The 19773-nt window shown below is 44.7% G+C and carries 16 protein-coding genes and 2 pseudogenes; 15 read left to right on the forward strand and 3 right to left on the reverse strand.

The features are described 5' to 3' along the window. The first annotated feature begins 5 nt into the window (after window positions 1–5). On the forward strand, window positions 6–1331 hold the full coding sequence (gene glnA, locus E4U82_RS01555; RefSeq protein WP_135108268.1) for a type I glutamate--ammonia ligase: 1326 nt from the start codon (window positions 6–8) through the stop codon (window positions 1329–1331). A gap of 154 nt (window positions 1332–1485) precedes the next feature. Here the strand turns inward: glnA and asnB are convergent, their stop codons facing one another. Together asnB and E4U82_RS20605 are read right to left on the reverse strand one after the other, a co-directional pair. Continuing rightward, window positions 1486–3333: an asparagine synthase (glutamine-hydrolyzing) gene (gene asnB, locus E4U82_RS01560; protein WP_135108269.1), complete on the reverse strand. Its 1848-nt coding sequence runs from the start codon at window positions 3331–3333 to the stop codon at window positions 1486–1488. 197 nt (window positions 3334–3530) lie between these two features. Further along, window positions 3531–3755, reverse strand: a pseudogene (locus E4U82_RS20605) (RNA degradosome polyphosphate kinase); the annotation flags it as partial. Between E4U82_RS20605 and E4U82_RS01565 the strand changes: the two are divergent. The 10 genes and pseudogenes from E4U82_RS01565 to rnc form a co-directional block, all read left to right on the forward strand. After that, window positions 3727–4005, forward strand: a pseudogene (locus E4U82_RS01565) (transposase); the annotation flags it as partial. The pseudogenes E4U82_RS20605 and E4U82_RS01565 sit on opposite strands and share 29 nt — an antisense overlap. 310 nt (window positions 4006–4315) lie before the next feature. After that, the gene (gene sdaAB, locus E4U82_RS01570; RefSeq protein ID WP_135108270.1) at window positions 4316–4978 is read left to right on the forward strand and encodes an L-serine ammonia-lyase, iron-sulfur-dependent subunit beta; all 663 of its coding nucleotides are present in this window, start codon (window positions 4316–4318) and stop codon (window positions 4976–4978) included. Window positions 4979–5124: 146 nt separating this feature from the next. Next, window positions 5125–6000, forward strand: coding sequence for an L-serine ammonia-lyase, iron-sulfur-dependent, subunit alpha (sdaAA, locus tag E4U82_RS01575; protein WP_135108271.1), 876 nt, complete (start codon window positions 5125–5127; stop codon window positions 5998–6000). A gap of 16 nt (window positions 6001–6016) precedes the next feature. Then, on the forward strand, window positions 6017–8050 hold the full coding sequence (recG, locus tag E4U82_RS01580; RefSeq protein WP_135108272.1) for an ATP-dependent DNA helicase RecG: 2034 nt from the start codon (window positions 6017–6019) through the stop codon (window positions 8048–8050). Window positions 8051–8236: 186 nt separating this feature from the next. Continuing rightward, window positions 8237–8797 (forward strand): transcription factor FapR, encoded by a 561-nt coding sequence (gene fapR, locus E4U82_RS01585; protein WP_135108273.1) that lies wholly within the window; start codon window positions 8237–8239, stop codon window positions 8795–8797. 78 nt (window positions 8798–8875) lie between these two features. Next, window positions 8876–9877: a phosphate acyltransferase PlsX gene (gene plsX / locus E4U82_RS01590; protein WP_135108274.1), complete on the forward strand. Its 1002-nt coding sequence runs from the start codon at window positions 8876–8878 to the stop codon at window positions 9875–9877. Between the two features lies 1 nt (window position 9878). Beyond that, entirely contained in the window at window positions 9879–10820 is a 942-nt protein-coding gene (gene fabD, locus E4U82_RS01595) for an ACP S-malonyltransferase (protein WP_135108275.1), read from the forward strand. Continuing rightward, window positions 10820–11560: a 3-oxoacyl-[acyl-carrier-protein] reductase gene (gene fabG, locus E4U82_RS01600; RefSeq protein ID WP_135108276.1), complete on the forward strand. Its 741-nt coding sequence runs from the start codon at window positions 10820–10822 to the stop codon at window positions 11558–11560. Before fabD ends, fabG begins: the two co-directional genes overlap by 1 nt. A gap of 85 nt (window positions 11561–11645) precedes the next feature. Continuing rightward, window positions 11646–11882, forward strand: coding sequence for an acyl carrier protein (acpP, locus tag E4U82_RS01605; protein WP_135108277.1), 237 nt, complete (start codon window positions 11646–11648; stop codon window positions 11880–11882). A gap of 94 nt (window positions 11883–11976) precedes the next feature. Beyond that, a complete protein-coding gene (rnc, locus tag E4U82_RS01610) occupies window positions 11977–12660 on the forward strand; it encodes a ribonuclease III (protein WP_135108278.1) in 684 nt (227 codons plus the stop codon). A gap of 179 nt (window positions 12661–12839) precedes the next feature. Here rnc and E4U82_RS01615 read toward each other — a convergent pair whose 3' ends face one another. Next, window positions 12840–13064, reverse strand: a complete 225-nt coding sequence (locus E4U82_RS01615; RefSeq protein ID WP_135108279.1) for a DUF1128 domain-containing protein — start codon at window positions 13062–13064, stop codon at window positions 12840–12842. Window positions 13065–13216: 152 nt separating this feature from the next. On the opposite strand from E4U82_RS01615, the gene smc reads away from it, so the two are divergent. From smc to ffh, 4 genes are all read left to right on the forward strand, one after another. Further along, window positions 13217–16783, forward strand: a complete 3567-nt coding sequence (gene smc, locus E4U82_RS01620; protein ID WP_135108280.1) for a chromosome segregation protein SMC — start codon at window positions 13217–13219, stop codon at window positions 16781–16783. A 15-nt stretch (window positions 16784–16798) separates the two neighbouring features. Next, window positions 16799–17800, forward strand: coding sequence for a signal recognition particle-docking protein FtsY (ftsY, locus tag E4U82_RS01625; RefSeq protein WP_135108281.1), 1002 nt, complete (start codon window positions 16799–16801; stop codon window positions 17798–17800). A gap of 69 nt (window positions 17801–17869) precedes the next feature. Next, window positions 17870–18187 (forward strand): putative DNA-binding protein, encoded by a 318-nt coding sequence (locus E4U82_RS01630; protein WP_135108282.1) that lies wholly within the window; start codon window positions 17870–17872, stop codon window positions 18185–18187. A 13-nt stretch (window positions 18188–18200) separates the two neighbouring features. After that, entirely contained in the window at window positions 18201–19547 is a 1347-nt protein-coding gene (gene ffh / locus E4U82_RS01635; RefSeq protein WP_135108283.1) for a signal recognition particle protein, read from the forward strand. Window positions 19548–19773: the final 226 nt, after the last annotated feature.

Genomic DNA, 19773 nt, shown 5'->3' on the forward strand with positions numbered 1-19773 from the left:
CTGTTATGAACAAACAAGATATTTATAAAATAATTGAGGAAGAAAATGTGCAGTTTATCCGGCTGCAATTCACGGATATGCTTGGGACGATTAAAAATGTCGAAATCCCATTTAGTCAGCTGGAAAAAGCATTTGACAATAAGATGATGTTTGATGGGTCATCAATCGAAGGATTTGTCCGGATTGACGAATCAGACATGTATCTCTACCCTGATTTGGATACATTCGTTGTATTTCCGTGGACAGCGGAAAAAGGGAAGGTCGCCCGTTTTATTTGTGATATCTATAATCCGGATGGAACGCCGTTTGAAGGCTGCCCGCGTTATAATTTAAAGCGTAATCTAAAACGTATGGAGGAATTAGGCTATTCGGCATTTAATATCGGAACCGAACCAGAATTTTTCCTGTTTAAATTGGACGAAAAAGGTGACCCGATGATGGAGCTGAATGACAGGGGCGGCTATTTCGACCTGGCACCAACTGACTTAGGCGAAAACTGCCGGCGTGATATCGTCCTGGAACTGGAAGAAATGGGATTTGAAATTGAAGCATCCCATCACGAAGTTGCCCCCGGCCAGCATGAAATTGATTTTAAGTATTCCGATGCTGTGAAACATGCGGATGACATTCAAACATTTAAATTAGTCGTGAAGACGATCGCCCGGAAACACAACTTGCATGCAACCTTCATGCCAAAACCGCTATTCGGTGTTAACGGATCCGGCATGCACGTGAACATGTCGCTGTTTAAAGACGGCAGGAATGTGTTCTATGATGAAAAAGGCGATATGCAGGTTAGCACTACACTGAAGCAATTTACAGCAGGCATTATCAAGCATGCCACGAATTTTACAGCTGTCACCAACCCAACGGTCAATTCGTATAAACGGTTGGTTCCCGGCTATGAAGCCCCTTGTTATGTGGCGTGGTCAGGACTGAACCGCAGCCCATTGGTTCGAGTGCCGTCCTCACGAAGGTTAAGCACCCGGATTGAAGCGCGGAGTGTGGATCCTGCAGCCAACCCTTATATGACGCTTGCAGTCTTATTGTCTGCCGGACTGGATGGGATTGAGAATAAGCTGACACCACCAGAGCCAGTTGATCAAAATATTTACGAAATGGATAAAGCAGAACGTGAGGAGCATGGCATTAAAAGCCTTCCAGCGACCTTAATGGATGCACTTGAGGAACTTGATAATGATCCGGTCATTACAGAAGCGCTTGGCAACCATTTGTATGAACACTTTGTTGAAGCGAAACAAATTGAATGGGACATGTTCCGGACTGCTGTACATCCATGGGAGCGTGAGCAGTACTTAACATCTTATTAATCAATTCCAAATAAACAAACGAAGAGCCTTCTTGAAGCAGCAGCTCCAAGGAGGCTCTTTGTTTTATTCTAACGTCAGAAAGTCTACATTAGAGGATGTTCAAAAACTTTGGCACGCGCTATAAGACGAGGCGAATGCCGAGTTTCTATACTACTTATTCACAGACTTTAACGTCATATGTTCTTAGCCAGTGATCAATTTGGCATAAATGAGCAATCAGCTGCGGCCCCGTCATCAGCTGGCCGTACCATGGCTCAGTGAATTCGTTTCCTTCACTTTCGACAATAGCTTTGATCTGGTCCCGCTTTACAAAATGAAATAATGGCGACTTACTGTCCGCTAGTATGTTTTTCATCCAATTCACGACCTGACGCGTATATTCGGGCTGAAAGGTTTTAGGGTAGGGGCTCTTCTTTCGGTATAAGACGTCTTCCGGCAACAGACCTTCCAATGCTTTTCGTAAAATACCTTTCTCCCTGCCATGTAAATTTTTCATATCCCATGGAATATTCCACACGTATTCGACGAGTCTGTGGTCTGCAAAAGGCACTCTAACCTCAAGGCTGGCCCCCATACTCATCCGGTCCTTGCGATCTAATAATTGAGCCATAAACCAATGCATATTTAAGTAAAACAGTTTCCTTCGTCGTGCACCTTCTTCACTTTCTCCGGCCAAACGGGGAGTCTCGTGAATGGTTTCTTGATAGCGATCCCTCACATAGGATTTTAGATTGAGTTTGTGTTGCCACTCAGGCAGCAGTAAATCATTTCGTGCATCCAATGATGTCATCCAGGGAAATACCTCTTCCTGCTGACTGGAAGTGTCATGAAACCAAGGGTAGCCTCCGAAAATTTCATCGGCACATTCGCCTGATAAACTGACGGTTGTATGCTCTTTGATTTGGCGGCAAAACCATAACAGCGACGAATCAATATCGGCCATGCCGGGTTGGTCACGCAGCTCCACCGACTCTTTTAATAAATCCGCCAGCTCAAATCCGGTTATCGTTTCATGATGTTGATCTGTTTGGAAATGATCGGCCACTTTATCAATCCAATCCTGATCACTGGAAGGCTGAAATGAACTGGTCTTGAAATAGCGGTCATTCCCTTCATAATCAACCGAAAATGTCGTTAATGGTCCGCTCTCATTCGCCTTAAAATCGTTTGCTGCAATGGCGGTAATGGCACTGGAATCCAAACCGCCTGATAAGAATGCAGACACTGGAACATCCGCGACTAATTGCCGCTTGACCGCATCAACGAATAAACGCCGGATGTTTTCGGCTGTTTCATCTACCGTGTCCGTGTGTTCACGGCTTTCCACATTCCAATAACGCCAAATGTTTAATCCCGCTTTTGAAAAGGTTAAAGCGTGGCCTGGCCTGAGTTCTTTAATCCCTTTAAATATGCCATGCCCGGGTGTGCGTGATGGACCTAAACCAAAGATTTCCGCTAGGCCAGAATAATCGACTTCGGCATGCACATCATCATGTGCCAAAAACGCTTTTAATTCTGATCCAAATAGGAAACGTCCATGTGATTCCAGAAAAAATAATGGTTTAACACCAAGTCGATCACGTGCCATAAATAGTTGTTGTTCAGCTGAATCCCAAATGCCAAAAGCATAGATGCCATTTAAATACCGGACACACGCTTCTCTCCATTCGATATAGGCTGTCAGCAAAACTTCTGTATCAGATGACGTTGTAAATTGATATCCCTTGCTTTTGAGTTCCTGCCTCAATTCTTGTGTATTATATAATTCGCCATTGTAGACAAGTGTGTACGTCACGTTGGCATGGTTCTTGCTCATCGGCTGTTTTCCGCCGTCAGGATCGACAACAGCCAGTCTTTTATGACCAAAGCCGGCGTGTTCACTCAGCCACACCTGTGAATCGTCAGGGCCTCTTGGAGTCAATGTGTCCGCCATTTTTCTTAGTGTTGCTTTTTCCGCTCTCACATTATGCTTCCAGTTAATCATACCGGTAATGCCACACAAAACACTTCATCCTTTCCAAAGTATTCCCCATGTTAATATATGCTATAACCACGGTGGGTGTGACAAATAATAGATATTGCAGAGCGACAGGTTCCGACCTGTGGCAAACATGTTTTAAATTTGGGTAAAGATGTTATTTTCGTTTGTTGTTACATTTTATAAGACAGTTTTGTTTCGTTTCAGATTGTTAAAGTGAAGAACCTTCCCTTCAGTTCAATCAAAACAGTGACCTGCTTGTCATTTCAGCCGCCCGTTTTAATCCTTTCCTATAATCGGAGAATCTCCACTGACCCTGTATAATGTTTGCTTAATCGCTAACACGTCAGGTCGCCCGCCCCATCAACGTCCATAACAACAACCGATATGAATGAATCGTAGGGATGGTGCAGAAACATATCCCGCTTGACTGCAGCCTCAAACACACTCCCCCAGGGGAAATATGAGGCCATCATTTCCGCAATTGATCTGGATGCCATTTATCACGAAATTACCAAAAAATCGCGATTTGGCGCACCTGAAGAACTGAATTATGCAGCAATGATTATTTCCATTTTCATTCGCTATGTGGAACGCATTCCGATCATGAAGGATCTGATAAAACGTCTGCGTGACGATATTGGCTTCAAACTAAATTGCGGATTCCTTGTTTCGGATGATATCCCTTCTGAGGCTATGAGACGCTCGGGGAAGAATTGGAAATTGAATTGAAGTAAAAAAAGAAGAGGCTTACTAACCTCTTCTTTTTTTCCGCCACCGTCCTGCCACCATAAATATTGAATATTATATGTTATAAATAGATACACAAAAATATAATTTAATAAAAACAACCCTATAAAACACTGATATGGCAATGATTAACAAATATAACCAAATACATAAATATGCGTCTGAATACAGACATTATTTAAGTGATTATTATAGAGGTTTTTGTTATAATTAGCAAAGAAGAGAAATACCAGACGGGGAATAGGCGGTGTGTGTTGTGAAATTTAATTCAGTATTTGACATAATCGGGCCGGTCATGATTGGACCGTCCAGTTCACATACGGCTGGCGCGGCACGAATCGGAAAAGCGGCACGGAATTTATTAGGAAAAGAGCCGAAATGGGCAAAGATCCATTTGTATGAATCATTTGCGAAAACATATAAAGGTCACGGGACGGATTTTGCTTTAGCAGGTGGTTTATTGGGATTTGAAACGGATGACCCGCGAATGAATCAGGCACTTGAAATGGCTGAAGACCGGGGGCTCAGCATTCAATTTATTGAAGACAGCGCCGGCGTCGATCACCCGAACACAGCAAGGCTCATTATCGGTGATGACACGGAACAGATTGAGCTCACCGGCATTTCAATCGGCGGGGGAAAAATAGAAATCACCGAATTGAATGGCTTTGAATTGCGTCTGTCCGGCAACCATCCGGCGATTTTAATTATGCACAATGACCGGTTTGGGGCCATTGCATCTGTTACGGAAATTTTGGCAAAGCATGAAATCAATATCGGTCACATGGAAGTGAATCGCAAAGATGTCGGGAAAGAAGCACTAATGGTTATTGAAGTTGACCAGAATGTGGAGGACAGTATCCTAAAGGAATTGGAAAATGCCGACCATATCGAGCAGATTGCCAAAATCGTCAGTTAGGGAAATTTAAAATGGGATGATTTTCTTGCTGCAGCTGCATTATACAAAATTGAATAATTTGCGCGATATCAGGAAAATCGCGCAGTCATTTTTGGCTTAGGCGTTTGCGGCATCGTAAAACAAGCTTCCGGGGAGGAGAAAAATACATGTTTCGGACAGTTGCCGAATTAGTGGAGGTAGCCGAAAAGGAAAATAGATTAATCTCAGAAGTCATGATTCTTCAGGAAATGGATGTAAAAGAAAAGTCACGGGAAGAAGTCTTTTCTGAAATGGAAAAGAACCTTGATGTGATGGAAAAGGCTGTTGAGGACAGTCTGAAAGGTGTTAAATCCGTAACAGGACTGACCGGCGGTGACGCAGTCAAGGTTCAGGAATACATGAAAAATAATACACCATTGTCAGGCAATATCGTGTTGGATGCCGTCAGCAAAGCAATGGGCACGAATGAAGTGAATGCCGCTATGGGAACGATTTGTGCGACACCAACAGCAGGCAGTGCAGGCTGTGTGCCTGGGACGTTATTTGCGGTTAAACATCAGTTGAATCCTACCCGCGAACAAATGGTGCGATACTTGTTCACAGCAGGGGCGTTCGGATTTGTTGTCGCTAATAATTCGTTCATTTCCGGAGCTGCCGGCGGTTGTCAGGCTGAAGTCGGGTCAGCCGGTGCCATGGCATCAGCGGCCATCGTGGAAATGGCAGGCGGCACACCGCAGCAATCAGCTGATGCATTTGCCATGACGCTTAAAAATATGCTTGGTCTCGTTTGTGATCCGGTTGCCGGTCTTGTCGAAGTGCCATGTGTCAAACGGAATGCCGGGGGATCGACACTTGCTATTGTGTCCGCTGATATGGCTTTGGCCGGTGTCACGAGCACAATTCCATGTGATGAAGTGATCGGTGCCATGTACCGGATCGGTAAACAGATGCCTTCAAGCCTGCGTGAAACAGGTGAAGGCGGTCTGGCGGACACTCCGACTGGACGACTTTTAAAAGAGAAACTATTTGGAATGTCAGTTTGAGAAAAGGTGATCGAACATGCTGAGTGATCCAGTAACAACCGTTAAAGGTATCGGAGAAAAATTCGCGGCCGATCTGCGGGAAATGGGCATTCAAACCGTAGAAGATTTGCTTTATTATTTCCCTAACCGCTATGACGTATTCGAAATCAGACCATTGAGCGAACTAATTCATGATGATAAAGTCACGATTGAGGGAAGGATTCTCCATGAGCCTTCTCTTCATTTTTACGGCAAAAAAAAATCAAGATTGTCGTTTAATGTCGAGGTGGAAGGCGTCGCGGTCAAGGCAGTCATGTTCAACCGGGGATTTGCCAAAAAGCAGCTGAATCCGGGGGACACTGTAACGTTAACGGGAAAATGGGACGCCCACCGGCTGCAAATAACAGTCGCTCAATACAAAAAAGGTCCAGCAAATGAGCAGACGGCCATCCAGCCGATGTATTCATTAAAAGGTGATGTGACCAATTATAAAGTAAAAAAAGCTGTCAGGAACGCTATCAATACTTGCCTGGATGACATAACGGAATTGTTGCCTGAACGTTACCTTGATTCCTATAAACTCCCTGATCGAGCTGCGGCAGTTTCCACCATGCATTTTCCTGAAAGCAGGGTTGATCTGAAACATGCCAGACGACGGTTTACATATGAAGAATTTTTATTGTTCCAGCTTAAAATGCAACTCCTAAGAAAGATAAAACGAGAATCCACGACCGGGAACGCCCAGCATTATGAAGCGGCCAGTCTTAACGCATTTATCAGCAGTTTCCCGTTCTCCCTCACACAGGCACAGCAAAAGGCACTGAACCAAATTTTGGCGGATATGAAATCATCATACAGGATGAGCCGATTGCTACAGGGGGATGTCGGGTCAGGCAAGACAGCCGTTGCAGAAGTCTGTCTTTATGCTTCGATTACGGCAGGCAAACAAGGTGCTTTGATGGTTCCGACTGAAATATTGGCAGAACAGCATTTCCAATCATTAAACAATACGTTTGGTGACAAGGCCTCAATCGTTTTATTGACTGGATCTGTTAAAGGAAAAAAGCGGAAAGAAACTATCCAGGCCATTGAAAATCATGAAGCCGATATTGTTGTTGGGACGCATGCATTGATCCAGGCAGATGTTCAATTCAATGATTTGGGTTTTGCGATTGTCGATGAGCAGCACCGGTTTGGGGTTGAACAACGCCGGGCATTACGGGAAAAAGGACTTCATCCGGATGTATTATTCATGACAGCAACGCCGATTCCACGGACGCTTGCCATAACCGCATTTGGTGATATGGATGTTTCGGTCATTGATGAAATGCCATCAGGGCGAAAAGCAATTGAAACGTATTGGGCACGGGAAAATACATTTGAGCGTATACTGCAATTCATTGCCAAACGGGCTGAACAGGGTGAGCAGGCATATGTGATCTGTCCGCTTATTGAGGAATCGGATAAGCTTGATATTCAGAACGCAGTTGATTTATATCACCAGCTTGAAGAATTTTATTCAGGTTCACAAAGGATTGGACTGATGCATGGCCGCCTTACAACCGATGAAAAAGAAGATATCATGAGACAGTTTGCCAATGGTGATGTGGATGTTCTTGTCTCAACGACCGTTGTGGAAGTGGGTGTCAACGTCACTGGCGCAACCATCATGGTCATTTATGATGCAGAGCGCTTCGGCCTTTCCCAATTGCATCAGTTGAGAGGCCGGGTTGGCCGCGGTGAGAAGCAAAGCTACTGCATTCTGATTGCCGACCCAAAAGGAGAAACCGGAAAAGAACGGATGCGGATCATGACCGAAACGAACAATGGTTTTGAACTGTCCGAACAGGATCTGAAATTGCGCGGTCCTGGTGACTTTTTTGGAAAGAAACAAAGCGGTCTTCCCGAATTTAAAGTAGCCGATATGATCCATGATTACCGGGCGCTGGAAACTGCACGCCGGGACGCCGGGGAGATGATTGAAAACGGCATGTTGGACAACGACCCTTCTTTCCAGCCATTGCAAATCTATTTGGAAAATAACACTGTTTTTCATGAGAAATTGGATTAAAGAAAATACGCAAACATCCGATATTAATAATAATAACTTGCATATCCGAACATGGTATTATATATTACTATTAGTACCAAGTCATAGGATTAACATGTGATTGTATTGATTAATTACAGGGAAAACAAGTTGCCGCCAGTTATAGTCCGGCGAATACCGTGTTTTTCCTATTGGACGGTGCTGGAAATGAAAATCAGTAAAGTGGAACGACAGCGGTTATTAAAAGATACAATTGAAGGGACACCCTTTATAACGGATGAGAAATTAGCGGAAAAATTTAATGTCAGTATACAGACAATCAGGCTTGACCGTATGGAGCTTGCTATCCCGGAACTCCGTGAACGCATTAAATCTGTCGCCCGAGACCAATGGAATGAGACGGTCAAAGCGCTTCCTTTAGAAGAGGTGATCGGTGAAATTATCGATCTGGATCTCGATAAGCGCGCCATTTCAATTCTGGAAATTAAAAAAGAACACGTTTTTTCCCGGAATAAAATTGCCCGGGGGCATCATTTATTTGCCCAGGCTAATTCGTTAGCAGTGGCGATCATGAATGATGAACTCGCGCTGACGGCAAAATCCGAAATTAAGTTTACCAGGCAGGTCAAAGCAGGGGAACGGGTTGTGGCCAAGGCATTCGTGGAAGATGTGGATGAAAAAGGGATGACAGTGGTTGTGGTTGACAGCTTTGTTGACAATGAGAAAGTGTTTACTGGCTTATTTCATATGTATCGCTCTAATTCATAGCTCCCTTATTAAGTCATGGAGGAGCTGCGATTAAGGTTTGTTGACATCATTTAGCGCATCCAAAAGGGGAATAAAAAAATGAAAATAGCGATTGATGCGATGGGTGGCGACCACGCACCTGAGGCAATCGTCAAAGGTGCAGAAGAGGCAGTAGCCAACATCGATAATTTGCATATCACGTTAATCGGTGATGAAGAAAAAATTAAGGCCTGTCTGTCCGATCCAAGCCGGATTGACATTATCCATACTGATGAGGTCATTACGGCTGATGATGAACCGGTCAGGGCAGTCAGAAGCAAAAAGAATTCGTCTTTAGTTCTGATGGCTAAGGAGGTAAAAGAAAACCGTGCGGATGCCTGTATTTCTGCAGGAAACACCGGTGCTTTGATGAGTGCTGGCTTATTCGTTGTCGGGAGAATCCGGGGCATTGACCGGCCAGCATTAAGCCCAACTCTTCCAACGATTGACGGGAGGGGGTTTCTGTTGCTCGATGTCGGCGCGAATGTTGATGCCAAACCTCATAACCTTGCTCAGTATGCCATCATGGGCTCGATCTATACAGAAAAGGTCCGGTCCATTCCAAATCCGAGCGTCGGACTTATGAACATCGGAACCGAAGAGGGAAAAGGAAACGAATTGATGAAAAAGGCGTTCAGCCAATTAAAAGAAGCGCCGATCAATTTTATCGGAAACGTGGAATCACGTGATATCCTCTCGGGTACCGCTGATGTTGTGGTCACAGATGGATTCAGCGGGAATATCGCTCTAAAAACGATTGAAGGAACAGCGATGACGATGTTTTCGATGCTGAAACAAACATTCATGTCGTCGGTCAAAACAAAAATCGCTGCCGGAATGGTGAAAAGTGATTTAAAAGGGCTGCAGCGTCAATTGGACTATTCGGAGTATGGTGGGGCAGGATTGTTCGGTCTTGCCTCACCAGTGATTAAAGCCCACGGATCGTCGAACAGCCGTGCAGTGTTTAACGCTATCCAGCAGGCAGCACATATGGTCGAAAACGATGTATCTGATACGATTAAAACGACGGTAGAATCGATTGATTGGGACAAGGGGGATTAACATGAAACGTGTAGCATTTTTATTTCCCGGCCAAGGTTCGCAGGTGGTAGGTATGGGGAAAGCTTTGTATGATGAATATCCTGACGTAAAAGCACTATTTCAGCAGGCGGATAAACTGTTGGATAAAGAGCTGACAACGTTAATGTTTGAAGGTCCGAAAGAGGAACTGACCGAAACGGAAAATACACAGCCTGCATTATTGTTGTCCGGCGTCGCTGTCCAAAAGTTGCTGCAAAAAGAAAACGTCCAACCGGTGATGGCAGCCGGGCACAGCCTTGGCGAATACAGTGCACTTGTCGCTGCAGGCGCCATATCATTTGAGGAAGCATTGCCACTTGTCGCCGAAAGAGGCAGACTGATGGAAGAGGCATTTCCAAAGGGAAAGGGTTCGATGGCAGCGGTACTGGGCATGTCACAAGATGATATTGAACATACCCTAGAGCAGTTAAATGACGACGAGATTGTGGATATCGCCAATTTGAATTGTCCTGGTCAGATTGTCATTTCCGGATCAAAAGAAGGCATTGATGCAGCATCGGGTCTTTTAAAGGAAAATGGCGCCAAGCGGGTCTTGCCGTTAAACGTAAGCGGGCCATTCCATTCCAGACTCATGAAAACGGCCAATGAGCAATTTGCAACAGAACTGGACCGTATAACATTCAATGATGCGGATCTCCCGGTTTATGCCAATGTGACAGCTGAACCTGTCACTGATAAGAACAGTGTCAAAGATTTGCTGATCAGGCAGTTGTATTCACCTGTCCGCTTTGAAGAATCTGTTCGTCATATGCTGAATGAAGGTGTTGATGCCTTCGTCGAGCTCGGAACCGGAAAAGTGTTAAGCGGACTTGTGCGGAAAATCGACCGTAAAGCTAAAACGTTTGTCATACAAGATCCGGATTCATTAAATGCATTTTTAACATGGTATAGGGAGGAAACCTGATGCTGGAGGGAAAAACTGCGTTAGTCACCGGTGCTTCGCGTGGTATAGGCCGTGCGATTGCCCTGGAATTGGCAAGACAGGGCGCAAACGTTGCCGTCAATTACGCCGGCGGTGAAGACAAGGCACAATCTGTTGTTGAAGAAATCAGGCAAATGGGTGTACAATCGTTTAAGATTCAGGCAAATGTCGCAGATGAACAGGAAACAAAGGTCATGGTAAAAGAGGTTATCAGCGAATTTGACAGTCTGGATATTTTAGTGAATAATGCGGGTATTAATCGGGATAACTTATTAATGCGAATGAAAGAAGATGAATTCGATCAAGTGATTGATACGAATCTCAAAGGTGTCTTTCAATGTACAAAAGCTGTTTCCAGGCAGATGATGAAACAAAAAGGTGGTCGTATTATCAACGTCTCATCGATTGTCGGTGTCAGCGGTAATGCCGGCCAGGCGAACTATACAGCTGCCAAGGCCGGTGTCATCGGTTTGACAAAGTCGACCGCCAAGGAATTTGCCTCACGCAATATTCTTGTTAATGCGGTTGCACCGGGCTTTATTTCGACTGATATGACTGACGAACTGACTGAGGAACAAAAAGAAGGCATGTTATCTATGATACCACTGGAGAAATTGGGTGAGCCGGAAGATGTTGCCCGTGTCGTTCGTTTTCTCGCCTCTGAGGACGCCAAATACATCACCGGACAGACGATTCATATTGATGGCGGAATGGTGATGTGAAACAGAATTCAGAGGCTGGAAGTCAAATTAGATAAGAGCGTTGAATTTACCGATTTCTATACGAATTGAAAGGGGGTGACGAACCGTGGCAGACGTATTTGATAAAGTAAAAGATATTATTGTAGATAAACTTGAAGTAGAAGAATCACAAGTGAAAATGGAAGCTTCTTTCAAAGATGATCTTGAGGCTGATTCACTTGACGTGGTAGAGCTTGTTATGGAACTTGAAGATGAATTTGACATGGAAATCGCCGATGAGGAAGCTGAAAAAATCAATACGGTTGGTGATGCTGTCAATTACATAAACAGCAGCCAGTCCTGATGTTATATAGTTTTGGAGAAAGTCCCGTATCACATGGGGCTTTCTATCCATTTCAGTAAAGGAATCTAATCTTAATGTTAAGTGGTGATAACGCATGTCCTTTTCACAATTGGAAAAGCAGCTGGACATTACGTTTCATGATCATGACCTGCTGAAACAGGCTTTTACACATTCATCATATGTGAATGAGCATCGGGACAAACAATTTTCGGATAATGAACGTTTGGAATTTTTGGGTGATGCCGTTCTTGAACTGGGTGTGTCCCAATATTTATACAAGCAGAAGGAACGCTTGGCAGAAGGAGATTTGACTAAATTACGTGCTTCGATTGTCTGTGAACCGTCTCTCTTTGAATTTTCCCGGGACATGAATTTCGGTGATTATTTGTTGCTTGGCCGGGGTGAGGAGCAGTCCGGTGGCCGTGAGCGTCCGGCGATTCTGGCAGATGTATTTGAAGCATTTCTCGGGGCATTGTATCTTGATCAGGGTTACGATGTCGTTATCCAATTCCTGAAAACTTATGTTTATCCGAAAATCACGACAGGTGCTTTTTCGCATGCGATGGATTATAAAAGCAAACTGCAGGAATATGTGCAGCAGCACCGCAACCACAGCATTGATTATGTGATTGCCGATGAAAAAGGACCTTCTCATGATAAGGAGTTCGTTGCACAGGCCATTATAAATGGTGATGTAACAGGCAAGGGGACAGGCCATACTAAAAAAGAGGCTGAGCAGCGTGCTGCGAAACACGCGCTGGATACACTGGAGGAATGAATTTTAAAAGGCTGCGTGCTTGTGGAATAAGCACCAGCCCTTTTATTTGGTTAACGTAGTGCCCCGCGCTTTTCTTAAGCCGCATTTTTCCTCAGAAGAATGCGGCTCCACCTCGTTAACTGTAAACGGCTTTATATTCATCTAACATGAATGTCGGTTTTGCTCCTGCCTTTTAGATGTTATGCTTTCCTAACAGACCGCAGTTCAGCAATAAACGCCTGTGTTTCGGACGCGCTCAGCTGCCCTCTTTGTTTCACCATATCATACATAAATTTGATTTCCCCATATTTGTCCAGATCATAGTCTTCCGCGTCCATTACCTCGCGATTGACGACACTTAATTGTTCAGCCAGTTCATCCAGCATAAATTTTAGATTTTCCTGTGTTGGATTTTCCAGGTTCATATGAATACCCCCTTCTCAAATAGCCCCATAAAGCTTATGTATTGGATTAAGCCTTCTTTTACGCTTCTCTTTATGATAAAATAAATGCGTTAAAATGCCAACAGGCTGATACATATTTTGCAGAATCCCTGAATGACATTAGGAGAATGGTTATGTATTTGAAACGATTGGAAAGCGTGGGCTTCAAATCATTTGCTGAACGGATCAATGTGGAGTTTGTTCCGGGTGTGACAGCAGTGGTCGGCCCAAATGGAAGCGGAAAAAGTAATATTACCGATGCGATCAGGTGGGTGCTGGGTGAGCAGTCGGCCAGGTCATTGCGCGGCTCGAAAATGGAGGACATCATTTTTCAGGGCAGTGACACAAGACGTGCGCTTAATTTCGCTGAAGTGACACTTGCGCTGGACAACAGTGACAAGGAACTTCCGCTCGATTACGAGGAAGTTAGTGTCACCAGACGTGTCTATCGTTCCGGTGAAAGTGAATTTTATCTCAATAAACAATCCTGCCGCTTAAAAGATATTATCGATTTATTTATGGACTCAGGGCTTGGGCGTGAAGCATTCTCAATCATCAGTCAGGGAAAAGTCGAAGAAATACTCAGTTCTAAAGCAGAAGAACGTCGGACGATTTTTGAGGAAGCTGCTGGTGTATTAAAGTACAAGCAACGCAAGAAGAAAGCTGAGTATAAATTAGCCGAAACACAAGAAAACTTAAATCGTGTGGAAGATATTATCCATGAAATCGAACAGCAAATTGAACCATTGAAGGAACAGGCTGAAACCGCACAAACATATCTGGATAAAAAGGAACAATTGAAGCAGTATGAAATTTCGCTGCTTATTACGGAAATCGAAAAGCTTCATGGTGAGTGGCAAGCGCTGCTGGATGAATTGGAGAAAGAAAAAACAGATGAATTGAACCAGAAAACAGCCATACAGACTCATGAAGCTGAACTGGAACAAGAGCGGCAGGCACTGCAAAAGCTTGATGCTGAAATCGAACAGCTGCAGACACAACTGCTCACAACAACGCAGCAGCTTGAACAATACGAAGGTAAAAAGCAAGTGTTCAATGAACGGGTCAAACACTTTGCCGAGAACAAAGAGAAGCTGGAAGCACAGAAAAAAGAAACGGCAGAACGGATTGAAATGCTCGAATATGAACTCGGTCAGGAACAAGCGAAACTTTCATCCTTGCAGAAAAATCGTAACGCCACGAAAGAGCACGTGAAGCAGCTGAAAACGAAGCTGACGACAGACAGGGAAAACATTGCCGGACAGATTGAGGAGCTAAAATCCGATTATATTGAGTATTTAAATGAACAGGCTGCCAAACGGAATGAAAAACAATCGATTCGGCAGCAGCTTGAGCAAATTTCCGGCAAGAAAGAAAAACAAGCCGGCAAATTTGAAGGCTTGCTGGCGGAAAGGAAAGAACTCAGCGAGAAAACGGAAAAATTGAAGGCGGATTATGCTGAACAGGACACAAGTTGGCAGGCAAAATCACAGGCTGTGCAGCAGATGAAAGACGACCTGACACATAAACGCAATGATTTTCAGGAAGCGCAGACAAAACTGTATCAGGGCTATCAATATATTGAAAAACTGAAGTCCAAAAAAGAAATGCTTGCCGATATGAAAGAAGATTTTCAAGGTTTTTTCTATGGGGTTAAAGCAGTCCTCAAGGCCCGAGAGGATTCGAAACTTGACGGGATCCGCGGGGCTGTTATCGAGCTGGTTGATGTTCCGAAACACTATATTACGGCAATTGAAACCGTATTGGGCGGACAGGCTCAACACGTTGTTGTTAAGGATGATCAAGCGGCCCGACAGGCGATCAGCTGGCTAAAAAAAACAAACAGTGGCCGTGCCACCTTTTTGCCGCTCAGCTCAATCCAGGAGCGGTTTGTTCCGAAAGGGATGCTGACAAAGGCAGAGAATCATCCAGGATTTGTCGGAGTCGCCAGTGATCTCGTATCAGCAGCACCCGAATTTCAAACAGCTGTTAATCATTTAATGGGGCATGTCCTCGTGGCTAAAACATTGAAGGATGCCAATGCGATCGCAGGGCTGGTCAATCGTAAGCACCGGGTCGTTACGGTTGAAGGCGATGTGGTTAATCCCGGTGGTTCCATGTCCGGAGGTGCGCAAAAAAAATCTAAACAATCATTATTTACAAGAGAAAAAGATTTGCAGGAAGTGACTGAAAAACTGACCAGCTTCCAACAAAAAGCAAACGCCTTTGAAGTTCAGGTTGACAAGCAAAAGCGACAGATTAGCCAGCTTGAGACGGAACTTCAGGCCGAAGAGGAAGCACTCAGCCATGAACAGGAAAAGCTTCAGGAAATTCGAACATCCTATAAAGAAGCTGAAATGAAGCTGGCCTCATTGAATGACAATCTTCAATTATATGATCAGGACAAACAGCAGTTTGACCAGGATACGAGTGAATTAAATGCACGTGACAAGGAGTTGACAAAAGCACTGGAAGTCATTTCCGGCCAACTCGAATCCCAGCAGCAGGAAATTGATAAGTTATCAGAGCAGGAAGAGACATTTCAGGAAAATCAAGAACAGCTGAAAGAAGATTACCAGAAGGCACAAGTTACTCTCGCTGAGCAGGATGAACGGTTGAAAAACCAGCGTGAAAAAACAAATGACTTGGAAACACAGTTGAGCGATTATGAGGAGCAGAATGAGATTTATGCCAACGATTTGAGCGAGCTGTTGGATATGCAGAGCACTCAGGAAACCGAGGAACAAATTGAAACGCATATTTCCTCGGCCAAAACAGATAAAGAAACCATTACTGAAAAAATCCAAACAATGCGCGCCAATCGTTCCGAACGTACTCAAGTTCTGCAGGATCAGGACCGTGAACTGAAAGAAGAAAACAAAAGACACCAGGCATTTAAGGAAGCGATTCAGGAAAAAGAAGTCAAAGCGAACCGTCTCGATGTCGAGCTTGAGAATCGTCTGTCCAAGCTGCAAACGGAGTATACAATGACATTTGAAAAGGCCGGACAGAGTTATGATAAGACCGATAATATCGAGGAAACGCAAACAATGGTCGCGCAAATAAAGCAGTCCATCGACCAATTGGGCACAGTCAATTTGGGGGCTATCGATGAATACGATCGTGTTTCGGAACGTTATGACTTTTTATCTAAGCAACAAAACGATCTTGTTGAAGCAAAACAGACACTGCACCAGGTCATTGCCGAAATGGATGAAGAAATGGAAAAACGGTTTGGCGATACGTTCGGAAAAATTAAAGAGGAATTTTCTATCGTCTTTAAGCAATTGTTTGGTGGTGGCCAGGCCGAACTGAAACTGACCGACCCGAAAAACCTGCTTGATACCGGCGTGGATATCATTGCTTCTCCACCCGGCAAGAAGCTGCAGCACCTCGGACTGCTTTCAGGCGGGGAGCGTGCTTTGACTGCCATTGCTTTATTGTTTGCGATACTGCGAGTCCGTCCTGTGCCATTCTGTGTATTGGACGAGGTTGAGGCGGCACTGGATGAAGCCAATGTCGTGCGGTTTGCCAAATATTTGAAAACATATAGCGAAAACACGCAATTCATTGTGATTACCCATCGCAAGGGCACCATGGAAGAATCGGATGTACTGTACGGTGTGACCATGCAGGAATCCGGTGTCTCACGTCTCGTCTCGGTTCGGCTTGAAGAAACTGAAGAACTCATTAATGCATAAGGAGGTATTCGTATTATGGGGTTCATGGATAAATTGAAAAATAGGTTTAAACAGAATGAAGATGAAACAGAAGACGTTTCCCAAAAGTATAAACAAGGGATGGAAAAAACCCGTCAATCGTTTTCCGTGAAACTGAACGATCTGATAGCGCGCTACCGCAAAGTAGACGAGGATTTTTTTGAAGAACTTGAAGAAGTGCTGATTGCGGCAGATGTCGGGGTTAATACCGTTATGGATCTTGTCGATGAACTGAAAATGGAAGTAAAACGACAAAACATTAAAGACACAAAAGAAATCAAAGATGTTATTTCCGAAAAGCTGGTGGAAATCTATTACGGTGATGATGACGAAGAAGTTGAGAAACTGAACATACAGGAAGACGAGCTTTCCGTCATTCTTGTTGTCGGTGTCAACGGTGTCGGTAAAACAACGTCAATCGGTAAATTGGCCCATCAATTAAAACAGGAAGGCAAAAGCGTTATGCTGGCTGCAGGCGATACCTTCCGCGCAGGGGCCATCGAGCAACTGGATGTCTGGGGGGGAAGAGCCGGTGTTGACGTCATCAAACAAGGTGAAGGCAGTGATCCGGCTGCGGTTATTTTCGACGGAATCAAAGCGGCGAAATCGCGCAACGCTGATGTTTTGATCTGTGACACTGCCGGCCGGCTGCAAAACAAAGTTAATTTAATGAACGAGCTTGCGAAAGTAAATCGGGTGATCGAACGGGAAGTGCCCGGCGCACCGCATGAGGTACTGCTTGTATTGGATGCGACGACCGGTCAGAATGCCATGAGCCAGGCCAAGACGTTTTCCGATGCGACCGATGTATCCGGAATTGTTCTGACGAAGCTGGATGGCACAGCAAAAGGTGGCATTGTACTGGCCATTCGCAATGAGCTGCAGATTCCGGTCAAATTCGCCGGTCTGGGTGAAGGAATTGAGGATCTGCAGGCGTTTGACGCACATGCATTTGTCTATGGATTATTTGCGGATCTCCTTGAAGAAGATGCTGAATGATGGTAAACTTTTGTAAAGGAGTTTCACTTAACAAGAGACAGAATACATATCTGACAAGGGGTGGATGAATTGCTGGAAAAAACAACACGCGTCAACTATTTATTCGATTTTTATCAGCCGCTGTTGACCCCAAAACAACAAAGTTACATGGATATGTATTATCGTGAAGACTACTCGCTCGGTGAAATTTCCGAATTATTGCAGGTGACACGACAGGCCGTTTATGATAATATCAGACGAACCGAAACGATGCTCGAATCGTATGAAAAAAAGCTTCGATTATATGATAAATTCCAAAAGCGCGCAGCTATTTTGGAGAAGATGGATCATTCAGCAGAAGATAGTGAAATAAAAGCGTTTATCCATCAACTACAAGAATTAGAGTAGGGGGACACCTTCTATGGCATTTGAAGGACTGGCCGAGCGCCTGCAAAGTACCATGAAAAAAATTACCGGCAAGGGAAAGGTTTCCGAGCAGGATGTAAAAGAAATGACGCGGGAAGTCCGTCTTGCCTTACTTGAGGCGGACGTAAACTTCAAAGTTGTCAAAGATCTGATCAAACGCATTAAAGAACGTGCTGTCGGACAGGAAGTAATGGAAAGTTTAACACCTGGTCAGCAGGTTATTAAAGTTGTCAAAGAAGAACTATCCGACCTGATGGGTGGTGAACAAAGCAAGATAGCTGTCGCCGATCGACCGCCAACCGTTATTATGATGGCCGGTTTGCAGGGCGCTGGAAAAACAACGACAAGTGGCAAACTGGCCAATCATTTGCGGAAAAAACACAACCGTTCACCCCTATTGGTGGCAGCTGATGTGTACCGACCAGCAGCCATCGACCAACTTGAAACGGTTGGTCAGCAGCTCGATGTACCTGTGTTTTCCAAAGGAACAGATGCCAATCCGGTTGATATAGCACGTGATGCACTTGAACAGGCGAAGGAAGAACACCATGATTACGTGATCATTGATACGGCTGGCCGGCTTCATGTTGATGGTGATTTGATGGCTGAGCTGGAACAAATCAAAGCGGTGGTTGATCCAGATGAAATTTTTCTCGTTGTCGACGCCATGACCGGTCAGGATGCTGTCAACGTCGCGGAAAGTTTCAATGAACAATTGGAACTCTCGGGTGTTGTCCTGACCAAACTTGACGGTGATACACGCGGGGGTGCAGCACTTTCCATCAAAGCGGTTACCGGTAAGCCGATTAAATTCGCGGGTATGGGAGAAAAACTGGATCAGCTCGAACCCTTCCGACCGGAAAGCATGGCATCACGGATCCTTGGCATGGGTGACGTTTTGAGCCTGATTGACAAAGCGGAAACGAACGTCAACGAAAAGCAGGCGAAAGAACTCGAAGAAAAAATGCGTACGATGTCATTCACGTTTGATGATTTTCTGGAGCAAATGGGACAGGTTAAAAAAATGGGCCCACTGGAAGATCTGATGAATATGATTCCGGGCGCCAACAAGATGAAAGGCTTGAAAAATGCACAACTTGACGAAAAACAGCTTGTCTATGTCGAAGCGATCATACAATCTATGACGAAAGATGAGAGGCAAGATCCGGGCTTAATGAATGCAAGCCGGAAAAAACGGATTGCCAAAGGATCCGGAACTTCTGTCTCACAGGTGAATCGACTATTAAAGCAATTTAATGAGATGAAGAAAATGATGAAACAGATGACCAGCATGCAAAAAGGTGGCAAAAAAGGGAAAGGCATGAACCTGCCGTTTATGTAAACTGAAGGGCACCGCTCCAGAAATACGCTCAGTTGTGCTTTATAATCCCGCAAGACATTTGTTTATTACTTCTTGAAGGGGATATTAAAGCATGTAAATCCTTACTGGCAGCCCGTACACACGTAGACTCCTGGGGGAGCTGAGGTATCGGTGAGACCCCGGAGCGCGTCAGCGCGAGGAGGCTCACCAGCCGCCCCCGGAAAGCGAAGTGTGTACGGGCTTGCGG

The sequence above is a fragment of the Lentibacillus salicampi genome (assembly GCF_004565465.1).
GTDB lineage: Bacteria > Bacillota > Bacilli > Bacillales > Amphibacillaceae > Lentibacillus > Lentibacillus salicampi.

Bases quoted from the DNA above. Each gene is read 5' to 3' on its own strand.
- ftsY (WP_135108281.1), top strand. From the start codon at position 16,799: ATGGGGTTCATGGATAAATTGAAAAATAGGTTTAAACAGAATGAAGAT.
- ffh (WP_135108283.1), top strand. From the start codon at position 18,201: ATGGCATTTGAAGGACTGGCCGAGCGCCTGCAAAGTACCATGAAAAAA.
- recG (WP_135108272.1), top strand. From the start codon at position 6,017: ATGCTGAGTGATCCAGTAACAACCGTTAAAGGTATCGGAGAAAAATTC.
- fapR (WP_135108273.1), top strand. From the start codon at position 8,237: ATGAAAATCAGTAAAGTGGAACGACAGCGGTTATTAAAAGATACAATT.
- plsX (WP_135108274.1), top strand. From the start codon at position 8,876: ATGAAAATAGCGATTGATGCGATGGGTGGCGACCACGCACCTGAGGCA.
- glnA (WP_135108268.1), top strand. From the start codon at position 6: ATGAACAAACAAGATATTTATAAAATAATTGAGGAAGAAAATGTGCAG.
- E4U82_RS01615 (WP_135108279.1), bottom strand. From the start codon at position 13,064: ATGAACCTGGAAAATCCAACACAGGAAAATCTAAAATTTATGCTGGAT.
- fabG (WP_135108276.1), top strand. From the start codon at position 10,820: ATGCTGGAGGGAAAAACTGCGTTAGTCACCGGTGCTTCGCGTGGTATA.
- smc (WP_135108280.1), top strand. From the start codon at position 13,217: ATGTATTTGAAACGATTGGAAAGCGTGGGCTTCAAATCATTTGCTGAA.
- fabD (WP_135108275.1), top strand. From the start codon at position 9,879: ATGAAACGTGTAGCATTTTTATTTCCCGGCCAAGGTTCGCAGGTGGTA.
- sdaAA (WP_135108271.1), top strand. From the start codon at position 5,125: ATGTTTCGGACAGTTGCCGAATTAGTGGAGGTAGCCGAAAAGGAAAAT.
- rnc (WP_135108278.1), top strand. From the start codon at position 11,977: ATGTCCTTTTCACAATTGGAAAAGCAGCTGGACATTACGTTTCATGAT.